General features: G+C 62.9%; 11 protein-coding genes. 10 read left to right on the top strand and 1 reads right to left on the bottom strand.

Translation table 11 applies throughout. From position 1 onward, the window contains the following. Nucleotides 1-20 precede the first annotated feature (20 nt). The 8 genes from DT068_RS03925 (at nt 21) to DT068_RS03890 (ending at nt 10,544) form a co-directional block, all read left to right on the top strand. On the top strand, nt 21-1,265 hold the full coding sequence (locus DT068_RS03925; RefSeq protein ID WP_368904461.1) for an ABC transporter substrate-binding protein: 1,245 nt from the start codon (nt 21-23) through the stop codon (nt 1,263-1,265). 196 nt (nt 1,266-1,461) lie between these two features. After that, on the top strand, nt 1,462-2,934 hold the full coding sequence (locus tag DT068_RS03920) for an aldo/keto reductase (protein WP_119388475.1): 1,473 nt from the start codon (nt 1,462-1,464) through the stop codon (nt 2,932-2,934). Continuing rightward, nucleotides 2,934-4,952 (top strand): CocE/NonD family hydrolase, encoded by a 2,019-nt coding sequence (locus DT068_RS03915; RefSeq protein WP_119388474.1) that lies wholly within the window; start codon nt 2,934-2,936, stop codon nt 4,950-4,952. Before DT068_RS03920 ends, DT068_RS03915 begins: the two co-directional genes overlap by 1 nt. 77 nt (nt 4,953-5,029) lie before the next feature. Beyond that, on the top strand, nt 5,030-6,580 hold the full coding sequence (locus DT068_RS03910; RefSeq protein ID WP_368904416.1) for an ABC transporter substrate-binding protein: 1,551 nt from the start codon (nt 5,030-5,032) through the stop codon (nt 6,578-6,580). 215 nt (nt 6,581-6,795) lie between these two features. Further along, nucleotides 6,796-7,740, top strand: a complete 945-nt coding sequence (locus DT068_RS03905; protein WP_119388473.1) for an ABC transporter permease — start codon at nt 6,796-6,798, stop codon at nt 7,738-7,740. Continuing rightward, on the top strand, nt 7,721-8,605 hold the full coding sequence (locus DT068_RS03900; RefSeq protein WP_368904415.1) for an ABC transporter permease: 885 nt from the start codon (nt 7,721-7,723) through the stop codon (nt 8,603-8,605). The genes DT068_RS03905 and DT068_RS03900 overlap by 20 nt, the downstream gene beginning before the upstream one ends. 2 nt (nt 8,606-8,607) lie before the next feature. Then, on the top strand, nt 8,608-9,579 hold the full coding sequence (locus DT068_RS03895) for an ABC transporter ATP-binding protein (RefSeq protein WP_119388472.1): 972 nt from the start codon (nt 8,608-8,610) through the stop codon (nt 9,577-9,579). After that, a complete protein-coding gene (locus tag DT068_RS03890; RefSeq protein ID WP_119388471.1) occupies nt 9,576-10,544 on the top strand; it encodes an oligopeptide/dipeptide ABC transporter ATP-binding protein in 969 nt (322 codons plus the stop codon). Before DT068_RS03895 ends, DT068_RS03890 begins: the two co-directional genes overlap by 4 nt. A gap of 266 nt (nt 10,545-10,810) precedes the next feature. Here the strand turns inward: DT068_RS03890 and DT068_RS03885 are convergent, their stop codons facing one another. Further along, a complete protein-coding gene (locus DT068_RS03885) occupies nt 10,811-11,971 on the bottom strand; it encodes an alpha/beta hydrolase (RefSeq protein WP_368904414.1) in 1,161 nt (386 codons plus the stop codon). A 470-nt stretch (nt 11,972-12,441) separates the two neighbouring features. Between DT068_RS03885 and DT068_RS03880 the strand changes: the two genes are divergently transcribed. Beyond that, on the top strand, nt 12,442-12,858 hold the full coding sequence (locus DT068_RS03880) for a LysE family translocator (protein WP_162913993.1): 417 nt from the start codon (nt 12,442-12,444) through the stop codon (nt 12,856-12,858). 65 nt (nt 12,859-12,923) lie between these two features. Continuing rightward, the gene (locus DT068_RS03875) at nt 12,924-13,514 is read left to right on the top strand and encodes a sigma-70 family RNA polymerase sigma factor (RefSeq protein ID WP_162913992.1); all 591 of its coding nucleotides are present in this window, start codon (nt 12,924-12,926) and stop codon (nt 13,512-13,514) included. Nucleotides 13,515-13,668 lie beyond the last annotated feature (154 nt).

The raw sequence follows: 13,668 nt of genomic DNA, 5'->3' as shown, positions 1-13,668 counted from the left end.
TGAAATATGCATTTTTGGCCATGACCGCGTTGGCGGGCGTGGCGCTCATGTCGGTGCCCGGCAAGGCCGCCGATTGCGATATCACAGTCGGTCTCGTCATGGAGCTGACGGGGCCAGCCGGCGAGTATGGCCAGGCCGGGGCCAAATCGGTCGAGATGGCGTTCCGCGACATCAATGATGCCGGTGGCGTCATCAATGGCTGCAAGCTTCTGACCGACACGCGCGACAGCCAGAGCCAAGGCAATGTGGCGGTCGATGTGGCGGCCCAACTGGTGCAGGTGAAGAAGGTGCCGGTGCTCATCGGCGGCATCATCTCGTCCGTCTCGATCCCGATCCTGACCTCGGTGACCGGGCCTGCGAAAGTGGTGCAGGTCTCACCCGCTTCCTCCTCGCCGACGCTGAGCGCGCTCGGGCGCGACGGCAAGACCAATGGCGTGTTCTTCCGCACCATCACGTCGGATGCGCTGCAAGGGGTCGCTGCCGCCAAATATGCGCTCGACCAGGGCTTCAAGAAGCTCGCCGTCATCCATGTGAACAACGACTTCGGCGTCAACATGGTGGCCGAGTTCTCGAAAGCCTACAAGGCGCTGGGCGGCGAGATCGCCTCGGTCACGCCCTATAATGAGAAGCAACCCAGCTACCAGGCGGAAGTCACCGCAGCCATGGCGGGCTCGCCCGACGGGCTTTATCTCATCTCCTATCCGGTCGATGGCGCCACCGTCGCCAGGCAGTGGATCTCGCAAGGCGGGGTGGCGAAGTTCCTGCTCAATGACGGCATGAACAGCAAGGACTTCATCGCCAATGTCGGCGACAAATATCTCGAAGACGCCTATGGCACCTCGTCGGGCACCAGCCCGACGCCATCGACCGATTACTTCATGAAGAACTACAAGGAATTCTCCGGCATCGACCCGTCCAACCCGGCGGCCGACCGCTCCTATGATGCGGGCGCCATCGTCGGGCTCGCCATTGCGCAAGCCGGCAAGCCCGACTCGGCGGCGATCAAGGAGGCGATCAACAAGGTGCTTGATCCCAGGGGCACGGTCATCCATGCCGGCAAGGAGGAGTTCGCCAAGGCGCTCGCTCTGATCAAGGAAGGCAAACCGATCAAATATGAAGGCGTGATCGGTCCCGTCTCCTTCGATCAATATGGCGACATCACCGGGCCGTTCCGCCTGTGGCGCATCCAGAAAGGCGAGGTCACGACGGTCGGCGAGATGACGACTGCCGATGTCGACGCGATCAAGGCCAAGATCGGCAACTGAAGCGGGCTCTCTAAGACATTCCCCCTCTCCCGTTGCGAAGCAATGGGAGAGGGTGCCCGAAGGGCGGGTGAGGGCTCTTCGTGCAATTATGCCGCCCTTTGCGGCTTGGATTTCTTCCAATAAAGAGCCCTCATCCGGCGCTTCGCGCCACCTTCTCCCATGCTGCGCACGGGCGAAGGGAAACTATGAGAGAGTAATGACCCGCCGTCCCGACCGCATCACGCTTGCGCCCGATCTCGAAATCAGCCGGATCCTCTGTGGTCTTTGGCAGATCGCCGATATGGAGAAGGATGGCCGGGCTCTCGATCCCGCCGCCCTCGCCCTCGACATGAAGGCCTATGCCGAAGCGGGTTTCGACACATTCGACATGGCCGACCACTATGGCAGCGCCGAAATCATATCCGGCCATTTCAATGAGCTTCATCGCGCCGGCAAGGTGAGAGCCGACCGACCGGTGCTCGCCACCAAATGGTGCCCGACACCCGGACCGATGACGCCCGACGTGGTGCGCGCCGCGGTGGACAGGGCCTGCGGGCGCCTGTGCGCGGACAGGATCGATCTCCTCCAGTTCCATTGGTGGACATTCCAGCATCCGGGCTGGATCGATGCGATGAAGGAACTCACCCGCCTCAAGCAGGAAGGCCGCATCGGCCATCTCGGCACCACCAATTTCGATACCGGCCATCTGCGCCTGCTGCATGACCACGGCATTCCTCTCGTCACCAACCAGGCCTGCTTCTCGCTGCTCGACCGGCGCGCTGCGGGAGATATGAGTGCGTTCTGCGCCAAATCGGGCATCGGGCTTCTCGCCTATGGCACGCTGGCGGGCGGGCTTCTCACCGAGAAATGGCATGGAAGGGCGCGGCCCTCTCAGGCCGCCGACTGGAGCACGATGAAGTATCTGCGCTTCGTCGATCAGATCGGCGGCTGGGACGCGCTGCAGGCGATCCTTTCCGCCGCCCATCAGATAGCGCAAAAGCATGGCGTCTCGATCGGCAATGTCGCGACGCGCTGGGTGCTCGAGCAGAAGGCCATCGCCGGCATCATCATCGGGGCAAGGCTCGGCGAGCGCGAGCATCGGGCCGACAATCTCAAGATCTTCGATTTCGCGCTCGACGCGGATGACCATCGTGTGCTCGATCAGGCCCTTGCCCTGACCACGCCGATCCAAGGCGATTGTGGCGATGAATACCGGCGGCCGCCTTTCCTCACCGCCTCCGGCGATCTCAGCCACCATCTGGCGGCCTTCCCGAAAGTCTATCAGGCCGAGCCGATGCCGGAGCGGCCGGACCGGCTGCGCATCGACACGGGCAGCATCTGGGAACCGCTGGCCGGCTATAGCCGCGCCGTCAAGGTCGGGAACCGCATCCTGGTCTCGGGCACGACCGCGACACATGGCGCAGGCGAAGTCATCGCCCCAGGCAGCCCGGCGAGCCAGGCCGTCTATATCCTCGACAAGATCCGCGCCAGCATCGAGGCGCTGGGCGGCGAGATGGAGGATGTGGTGCGCACCCGCGTCTATCTGCGCGACCAGAATGACTGGGAAGAGGTCTCCAAGGCGCATGGCCGCGTCTTCGGGCATATCAGGCCTGCAAACACCTTGCTCGCCGCCGGCGCGCTGATCGGGAATTATGATGTCGAGATCGACGCCGAGGCTATAATAGATTGATGAAGACACGGACCGAATTTCCACGCGCCATCCGCATCATCGAGCATGCCGAGATTCCGCTGTCGGACGGGGTCAAGCTGTCGGCGATGATCTGGCTGCCGATCGATGCCGAGGAAAGGCCGGTTCCCGCCATCCTCGAATACCTGCCCTATCGCAAGCGCGACGGTACGACCGAGCGCGACGCGCTGAACCATCCCTATTTCGCCGGCCACGGTTATGCCTCGCTGCGCGTCGACATGCGGGGCGCCGGCGATTCCGAAGGTGTTCTCAAGGGCGAATACCTCAAACAGGAGCAGGATGACGCGCTCGAGGTGCTGAAATGGATCGCCGCGCAATCCTGGTCGACCGGATCGGTCGGCATGATCGGCATATCCTGGGGCGGCTTCAACGGATTGCAGATCGCGGCGCGCCGCCCGCCCGAGCTCAGGGCCGTCATCTCGCTGTGCTCAACCGATGACCGCTATGCCGATGACATCCATTTCATGGGCGGCTGCCTCCTCGTCGACAAATTCGCCTGGGGCTCGACGATGTTCAGCATCAACGCGACCCCGCCCGATCCCGCGCTGGTCGGTGACAAATGGCGCGATCTGTGGATGGGCCGGTTGAACGAGTCGGGTTTCTGGCTGGAAGAATGGCACCGGCGGCAAAGGCGCGATGAGCTCTACAAGCACGGCTCGATCTGCGAGGACTATGGCGCCGTACAGTGCCCGGTCTATCTGGTCGGCGGCTGGATGGATGGCTATTCCAACGCCATCTTCCGCATGATGGAGCATCTCACATGCCCGAAGAAGGCGCTCATCGGTCCGTGGGCGCATAAATACCCGAATTTCGCCGAGCCCGGGCCGCGCATCGGCTTCCTGCAGGAAGCCTTGCGCTGGTGGGACAAATGGCTGAAAGGCATCGAAACCGGCATCATGGACGAGCCGCCTTTGCGCGCCTGGATCCAGGACCCGGTGCCGCCGCGCAGCCACTATAAGGAGCGTCCGGGGCGCTGGGTCGGCGAGGCAGGCTGGCCGATCAAGGGGGCGAAGCCGCTCAGCCTCACGCTCGGCGACCATGTCCTGACCGAAGCTCCGCAACCGAGCGATCTCACGCTCGCCATTTCCTCGCCGCAGACCATTGGCCTTGCCGCCGGCAAGTGGTGTCCCTATGGGCTCGAGGCAGACGAGCCGGGCGACCAGCGCGAGGAGGCCGGCGGCTCGCTTGTCTTCGACACCCTGCCCCTGATGCAGCCCCTCGATCTCCTCGGCGCGCCGGTGCTCCATCTCGATGTCGCGGCCGACCGGCCCAATGCCTTTGTCGCCGCAACCTTGTCGGAGGTACTGCCCGATGGATCGGCGACGCGGCTCACCTATGGGCTTCTCAACCTCACCCATCGCGACGGGCATGTCGATCTGAAGCCGGTGGAACCCGGCAAGCGCTACAAGGTGGCGATCCGCCTGAATGACTGCGGGCAGCGGATCGGAACCGGCAACCGGCTGCGGCTCGCGCTGTCGACGGCCTATTGGCCGATCGTCTGGCCCTCGCCCGAGACGGCGACCCTCAGCATCAAAGCGGGCGTGAGCCATCTCGATCTGCCGGTGCGGGCGGAACGCCCCGAGGATGCGCAGCTTCCGAGCTTCGCGCCGGCCGAGAATGCGCCGGCGCTGCGCAAGACGGCGCTGCGCCAGGGCGCCAGCGCCTCCACCATCACGCGTGATCTCAAGAGCGGCGATGTCGAGATGTATCGCCTGCAGGATGACGGCCTCACCCAGATCGACGCCTATAACTGGACCTATGGGGTAAAAGCGGAGAGAACCTATCGGATCCATCCGGATGACCCGCTTTCAGCCACCGCCGAAACAAAATGGCGCAAGGAATATAAGCGCGACGATTTCCATATCGCGGTCGAGGCAACGACCAATATGAGCGTCACCCGCACCGAGCTGGTGCTTACCGGCAAGCTTGTCGCCCGCGAAGGCGATGCCGTGCCGTTCTCGCGCGAATGGTCATATCGAATACCTCGCGATCACCTTTGAGAGTGCAGGGTTGCCAAGCTCTCGTCTCCTGGCGCATCCTGTCCGGCGCATAAGCGAGGAAACAGGGAGAGCGGAAGATGAGTGGGCTAAGCAGACGCCAGATCCTGGCCGCGATGGCTGCGGCAGGCTTTTCACCGGCCTTTTATTCCAGAGCTGCCTTGTCGGCCGACGGCAAGACGCTCAAGGTACGCTCCTATGCCGACATCCAGAATCTCGATCCGGCCTTCCGCAAGGGAGCGCCGGAAGACGACATCATGCGCAACATCTTCGTCGGCCTCGCCGACATGACGCCGGGCGATGTGTGGAAATGGAAGCTCGATGCCGCCAGCCGGCTGGAGCAGACCGACCCGACCCATATCGAATTCACGCTGATGGACGGACTCGTCTGGACCGACGGGCATGGAGCGGTGACGGCGGATGACGTCAAATTCTCCTTCGAGCGCATGATCGATCCCAAGCTCGATGCGGTCTACAAAGGCGACTGGGAAGCGCTCGACCATGTCGAGGTGAAGGACGAGAAGTCCGGCACCATCGTGCTGAAGGCGCCCTTTCCGCCTTTGTGGAATGTCGGCCTCGTCTTCGGTTCCGGCCGCATCGTGTCGCGCAAGGCGGTGGAAGCCGTGGGCGGCAAGTTCGACACCAAGCCTCCGGCGCAATGCGGGCGCTATCTGCTGAAAGAATGGCAGCCCAAGCAGCGCGTCGTGCTGGCGCGCAATCCCGACTGGAAGGGCGAAGCGCCGCAATTCGACGAGATCCATGTCATCCCGATCGAAGACGAGAAGACGGCGGAGCTGGCGCTCGAGGCCGGCGACATCGACTATACCTGGATCGCGCCAAGCTCCATTCCGCGTTTCAAGCAGACGCCGCCCAAGGGCGGCAAGATCGCGGTCAAGCCGTCGCTCGCTTATGTGTGGCTCGGCATGAATGTCGAGGCGCCGCCCTTCGACAAGCTTGAAGTGAGGCGCGCCGTACAGCAGGCGATCGATGTGCCGAGCGTGCTCGATGCCGCCTATTTCGGCGCGGCGGAACCGGCGACCGGCATCATTGCGCCAGGCCTCATCGGCCATCGCGAGAAGAACATCTATGGCTATAATCCGGATGCGGCGCGCGAGCTCCTGAACAAGGCCGGCCTGGCTTCAGGTTTCGAATGCACCATCGACATCCTGAACAAGACCGAGCAAGTCAGCGCCGCCCAGGCGGTGCAGGCCAATCTGTCCGAGGTCGGCATCACCGCCACGATCCAGCAGCATGATTCCGGCACCTTCTGGAGCCTGGGCGATCAGAAATCGGGCGATGCCTGGAAGAAGATCCAGATCATCATCAACCGCTTCTCGATGCAGCCCGATCCTTCATTCGCCACCGACTGGTTCACCCCGGAGCAGATCGGCGTGTGGAACTGGGAACGCTGGAACAGCCCGGAATTCGGCGAGCTCAACAAGCAGGCGAAGGTCGAGCAGGATGAAAAGAAGCGCAATGACATGTATGTCCGCATGCAGGACCTGATGGAGGAGGGAGGCGCCTATGTCTTCCTCACCCATGGCGTGACCGGCATCGGCTATAGCGACACGATCACGCCGGCGCTCCTGCCCCATGGCGGACCGATCTTCCATGCATTCAAGAGTGCGTAAAACGCGGCGCGCGCTCTCCGTATTTTCCCCTTCTCCTGCGCGAAGCGTGGGAGAAGGTGGCCGAAGGCCGGATGAGGGCTCTTCATCGGCTGAACAAAGATGTTGAAGAGCACTCGCTACGTAAACAGAGAGCCCTCACCCGCCCTTCGGGCACCCTCTCCCATGCTGGCGCACGGGAGAGGGGGAATATCTAGAGATGGTGAGGCTAAGTAGACATGCTCACCTATACCCTGAAGCGCGCCGGTCTTGCCGTCATCATCACGGCGATCTCGCTTATGCTTCTCATCAGCATGATCCAGCTCATTCCAGGCGATCCGGCGGCGGTGCTCCTGGGGCCGCTCGCATCGCCCGAGATGCGCGAAATGTTCCGCCAGCAAATGGGGCTCGACCAGCCGGCCGTCATCCAGATCGTGCGCTTCTTCGGCCGGGTGCTGACCGGCGATCTCGGCACCGACGTACTGACCAACCGGTCGGTACTGGTGACCGTCATGGAGCAGCTTCCCTTCACGCTGGCGCTCGTCGCCGCCAGCATCGGCTGGTCGGCATTGCTCGGCATTCCGCTCGGCTGCTTCGCTGCGATCTACAGAGGCTCGCTCGCCGACCGGATCGTCGGCATATTGTCGGTGAGCTCGATCGCACTGCCCGCCTTCGTGGTCGCCGTCTACGGGCTCCTGCTGTTCTCGGTGAGGCTCGGCTGGTTCCCGACCATTGGCGCGGGCGACAGCGGCGCCCCGCTCGACCAGCTGCATCATCTCGTTCTTCCCTCGCTCGCCGTCGGGCTCGGCTGGGTCGGCTATCTCGCCCGCATGGTGCGCGCCTCGATGCTGGAGGTGCTGACCGAGAACCACATCCGGATGGCACGCGCCTTCGGCCTGCCGGAGCGGACGATCACCTATCGCTATGCGCTCAAGATCGCGATCATCCCCACCGTGGTCGTGCTCGGCATGGGGGTGGGCAACATGATCTCGAGCGCCGTCTTCGCCGAGATCGTCTTCGCGCGGCCCGGCGTCGGCAAGCTCATCTTCGATGCGATCAGCACCCGCAACTATCCGGTCGTGATGGGCGCCGTGATGATCACCACCGGCTTCTATGTCCTGTGCACGCTCGCCGCCGATCTCATCGCGGCAGGTTTAGATCCCCGTGTCCGATCAACTCTTTGACAGCGCGCGCGAGGCGCGAGGCTCCGGCTTCCGCCACAGCACGCTGGGGCGGATCATCAGCGATCCGATGGGCCTGCTCGGCATCACCCTCGTCGCCCTCATCCTGCTCGGCGCGCTCCTTGCCGGCTTCACCGGCTATAATCCGGCCAAGCTCGCGATGCGCGACCGCTTTCTCGATGCGAGCTTCGCCCATCTCCTCGGCACCGATCATCTGGGCCGCGATCTCTTCACCCGCGCCCTTTATGGCGCCCGCATCGCGCTCGGCGTCGCCTTCGTCGCCACCGGCATTTCCTTCATCGGCGGCCTGGTGCTCGGCATGATCGCGGGTTATGGGCCGCGCTGGCTCGATTCACTGCTGCTGCTGTTCTTCGATTCACTGCGTTCCTTCCCGACCGTCATGCTGGCTTTGGCGCTGGTGACGCTGACCGGGCCCAGTCTCGCCTCTGTCGTCCTCGTCGTGGTGCTCGCCACCTTGCCCGGCTATGCGCGGGTGGTGCGGGCGCAGACCATGTCGCTCAAAACGGCGGAATTCGTGCTGTCGGCGCGGGTCCTGGGAGCGCGGCCCTGGCGCATCCTCGCCATCCATATCCTGCCCAATCTCATCGGACCCCTGGTGATCCTGGTCTCCATGGACATCCCGGTCGTCATCACCATCGAAGCCGGCATGAGCTTCCTGGGCCTGGGGGTGCGGCCTCCGACGCCTTCCTGGGGATCGATCCTCAATGACGGCTATGCCTTCATCCGCGAAAGCTCATGGCCGGCCATTGCCGGAGGACTGCCCATCATCATCGCGACGCTGGGCTTCACCTTCCTCGGCGAGACCTTGCGCGATCACCTCGATCCGCGCCTGCGCAAGGACGCCTGAAGATGGCGCTTCTCGATATCGACGGCCTTTCCGTCGCGTTCCGCACAAGGCGGGGCGAGCTCCAGGCGCTGCGCAATGTCTCGCTCAGCGTCGAAAAAGGCGAGATCATCGGCATCATCGGTGAATCGGGCTGCGGAAAGTCGACGCTGATCAATTCGATCATCGGGCTCCTGCCCGCCAATGTCAGCGCCGTCAGCGGCAGTATCCGCTTCGAGGATGAGAATATCGTCGGCATGACGGAAGCGGGGCTCAGGCGCCTGCGCGGCGAGCGCATCACCACTATCTTCCAGGACCCGATGACGGCGCTGAACCCGGTTCTCTCCATCGGCACGCAAATGACCGCCATCCAGTATCGGCGTCCGGAGAGCCTCGCCGTAAAACGCCGCCGCGCCATCGACTTTCTGGAAAGGGTGCGCATGCCGGACGCGGCAAGGCGCCTCGACCAGTATCCGCATCAATTCTCCGGCGGCATGCGCCAGCGCATCTGCATCGCCATGGCGCTGCTGACCGAGCCCGATCTCCTCATCGCCGATGAGCCGACGACGGCGCTCGATGCGACGCTGGAAGTGCAGGTCATCCGGCTCCTGCGGGAGCTGCAGCGCGATATCGGCTGCTCGGTGATGTTCGTCTCGCATCACCTGGGCGCGGTGGCGGACCTGTGCGAGCGGGTCGCCATCATGTATGCGGGCGAGGTGGTCGAGCAGGGCACGGTGCGCGACATCTTCCGCGACCCGCGCCATCCCTATACGCGCAAATTGCTCGAATGCGATCCCGGCCGCCTCACGGAGATGCAGGACACGCTGCCCACCATTCCGGGCGAAGTGCCGGACCTCGTCCATATTCCCGAAGGCTGCATCTTCCGCAGCCGATGTCCCGATGAATTCGCGCGCTGCGGCGAGAGGCCCTCTCCCGAGACGGTCGGGCCCGGGCATCGCGCCGCCTGCCACAAAGCGCGTGAGCTCGGCACGCCATGACGGCGCTCCTCACGGTCAATGACCTGACCATCCGCTTCCCGGCGGCCAGCCGGATCGCCGCCCGGCTCTCCGGGCAGCCCGCTTTCATCGAGGCCGTCGCCCAGGTCTCCTTCGCGCTCGAAGCCGGCAAGACCTATGCGCTGGTGGGCGAATCCGGATCGGGCAAGACCACGCTGGCGCGCGCCATTGTCGGCCTGGTTCCGACCCATAGCGGCCAAATCGAATTCGGCGGGCAGCGCATCTCAGGCCTCGGCGAGACGGCGCTACGCCCGGTCAGGCGCCAGATCGCCATGATGTTCCAGGACCCGATGGGCTCGCTCAGCCCCCGCCTCAAGGTGCAGTCCATCCTGGCCGAGCCTTTCAAGGTCCATGGCGAGACGGCCGATCTCGACCGCAAGATCAGGTCGTTGCTCGCGGATGTGGGCCTGCCCGCCCATTTCGCCGAGCGCTACCCGCATCAATTGTCGGGCGGCCAGGCGCGGCGCATCAACATTGCGCGCGCGATCGCGCTCCGGCCCAAGCTCATCATCGCCGATGAGCCGACCGCCGGGCTCGATGTCTCGATCCAGGGCGAGATGCTCAATCTCATGCGGGCACTGCAGGAGAAATTCGGCACCGCCTTCCTGATGATCACCCATAATCTCCATGTGGTGCGCCATGTCGCCGATCGGATGGCGGTCATGTATCTGGGGCGCATCGTCGAGGAAGGCGACACGGCGGCGATCTTCGCGAGGCCGCGCCATCGCTATACGACAGCGTTGCTCTCGGCCAATCTCAAGGCCGATCCCGATTCATCGACCCAGATCATCGAAGCCGAAGGCGAGACGCCGAGCCTTCTCAAGCGGCCATCGGGGTGCGAATTCCATCCACGCTGTTCCTTCAAGCATGAGATCTGCCGGAACGAGATGCCGGGGGAGCAGGCCATGGCACAGGGCCATCGCTTCTCCTGCCACAACCCGGCATAAATCAAGGGAATCTGGACGGGAACTCCACGCCCCAACCAAGACTTGTGGCGACATGGCCAGCATGATGAGCGACAACGGCACGCACCGGCGTGCCTTGTCCCCCGCCATACAGAGTTTTCATGATCCACGAGTCGTCTCCCTTTTATCCGCTCGAAACCAAGCGCTCGGACATGTCCGCTTTCGGAAAGGAAGTCCTGGAGCGTGCCATCAACTTCATCGACGGCATGCCCGGATGCCGCGCTTCGCTGATCGGCCGGAAATGCGCGTCAGGCAGTATCCGCGCGCAGGAAGCGGCTGACTTCCTCGCGGAATTTCGGCCAACCCGGATCGCTCTCCAGAATCAGGTGATTGCGCCCTTCCAACGCCACGAACCGGGCACCGGGAATGCCGGCGGCGATCTGCATGCCCTCGGCGAAAGGCTGCACCGCATCGTCCTTGCAATGGAGCACCAGGGTCGGCGCCTTCACCCGGGCAAGCAGGTCCGAAACGTCGAGGGTGTCGGAGACGAAACGCATCCTGACCGCGTTGCCGGGCGACGCCGTCGTCTTCTGCAGGTCGTTGAACCACTGCATCTGCTCGGGCGTCCCGCCGGGCAGCAGCAATGAGGTGAAAACCTGGCGGAAAGCCGGATTCTCCTGGCCCCAGCCGGTGCGCATCAAGGTGATCATCGCTTCCGCCTGCTCGATCTCCTCGAGCGTGCCGCGGATGCGGCGGCCGCGGGCAAAACCGCCATAGAGGATGAGACGGCCGACACGCTCCGGGTGCTTGGCGGCATAGGCGATCGACACCGCACAGCCTTGCGAGATGCCGAACAAGGTGAAGCGCTCGAGGCCCGAGGCATCGGCCACGCTTTCGAGGTCGCGCAGATAGGAGGCAAAGGAAATCTCGCTCACATCCCAGTCAGACAGGCCGTTGCCGCGGGCATCATAGCGGACGAGCTGGTTCTCCGACGCCATCCAGCGGAGCAAGTGGCTCCAGATCGGGCTCTTCCAGTCATATTCGAGATGGTTGAGCCAGTTCCCCGCCTTCAGGACCGGCGGACCCCGGCCCGCCACGCTGTAGGCAATCCGTACATTGTCGGCCGTGGTGCAGAAGCGGATTTCCTGATTGGCATCATCCGCTTCCGCATGCGCCCGCGCCGCGGATGTCCGGCTTGCGACTTCCTGCACTTCGCCGACAAAGCGAAAGCCCTTGCGCTGGATGGTGCGGATGAGCTTCTGCGCAGCCCCGCTGTCGCCGACCGCCGATCGGGCGGCATTGATGCGGCTCGCCAGGGTCGAAAGCGACACGATCCTGCCTGACCAGATCGAATCGAGAAGCTCGCTTTGGCTGACGACGCGATTGCGGTGGGCGATTAGGAAGACCAGCAGGTCGAATACCTGCGGCTCGACCTTGACCGCCTCCCCGGCGCGCCTGAGCTCGAACAAGTCCGTATCTATCTGGTACTCGCGAAACCGATAGATCAAACGATCCCCCGCAATTGCCCTGCTTCGTGATAATCCAAAAGCACCCAGCGTTCAAACTGATGACCATGCGTCAGGTCAGCGGTAAGTCTGCGTGATCGACGGATCGGCACAGCATTTTCCATATGCCGCTCGTCCTTTTTTCATTCCCGGCGGACCCGCTCAGTCCTCACCGCCGGGTGCGGATTTCCAGTCGAAAGTCTTTGACATGGTCATTGCAAGTTCCCCGGCAGGTGTCGTGTTTTGATATATGGGCAAGGCGGTCATGTCATCCAGCGAAATCATTCTTTGCCGGAACAGCAACGGTGACGCGCCGTATGTGATGAGTCCCCCGAACATCACAACGAAATGTCACCATAACATCATCAGCGCTCGGACTATTTGCCGGCGCCATCTTCGTTACCGCCAAATCGCCCGCTGAATTGGCGGCCCGCGTGACCACCCATGACGGATGGAGCGTTCTTCCCTTTACCCTTGCCCTGTGGGTCGGCGAAGCGGTGTTCTTCACCATCGCCGTGCTCGGCCTGGCAGCCTTCCTGCATCAATTTGCCTATGCCTTCATCGTCATCAAATGGCTAGGTGTAATTTTACTCACCTATCTCGCCTGCAAGATGTGGTTCGGGAGGCGCGCGCAAGACACAGACGGGCAGGCCCTGCCGGAGGCGACTTCGCCGGTGAATAATAACTCAAGAAAAAATCAAGACAGCCTGCAAGCAAATGAACCGGGCTTTCACCATAGTGGGAGCGACGGCTACCAGCCCCGCGAGACACGTCAAAATGCACTGACGAGGCACAGCTCTGCTGACAATCCGGACGGCAACCCGCCAGGCCCGGATCTTCCAAAAAAGTAACCTATCGAAGGGCAGCCAGCTTGCGCCGGGAGCGCTGCCGTCACCAACCATGAATGGGTTTACCAATGCATGTCGCCCACAAGACGACCGAATGGACCAATGCGGTTTCATTTCCCGTTGCGCCGGCCAAGATTTCTCCTGCCGCCATGGCGTCCAAGGATCGCGGCTATGCCGATGAAACGATCCTGGCGCAGCTCCCGACACTCAAGAAATACGCCCTCAAGCTCACCAGGTCGGCGCATCTGGCCGAGGACCTGGTGCAAGACTGCCTGGCACGCGCGCTGAGCCGGCGCCATCTGTTTCACAGTGGCGCAAATATCAGGCCATGGCTGTTCACCGTGATGCATAATCTCCATGTCAGCAACTGCCGGCAATCGGGCGTGCGCCTGGCCTTCGCCAAGAGCCAGATGGCCATATCCTCGGAGGGGCGCGAGGCCACGCAGGAACATGTCGCCGATCTCGGCCGCGTGTTTCGCGCCATCAACACATTGCCCAAGGAACAGCGCGACGTTGTCGTCCTCGTCGCCGTCCAGGAACTCAGCTATCAGGAAGCCGCCGATGCGCTCGCCATTCCGATCGGCACGGTCATGTCGCGGCTGGCGCGTGGAAGAGACAAGATCAGAATGCTTCTAAGAATCGATGCCGGCAAAGCGTGAGAATACTGTCCTTGCCGGCTGCTGCGAGAGCCAGTGCCTAATATGACGGCACAATTGGCGGTGATGATTCTGTGTCTTTTTCTAAACACAAGGAATAAAGCACCCCTTATAGCCCTGAAATTTCGGCAGACGCTCCTATAACGTCGCTATTTGC

The sequence above is a fragment of the Taklimakanibacter lacteus genome (assembly GCA_003576695.1).
In the GTDB taxonomy this organism is placed as follows: domain Bacteria; phylum Pseudomonadota; class Alphaproteobacteria; order Rhizobiales; family Aestuariivirgaceae; genus Taklimakanibacter; species Taklimakanibacter lacteus.
The sequence above is the reverse complement of the archived record's forward strand: the minus strand, read 5'-3'. Positions and strand labels throughout refer to the sequence as shown.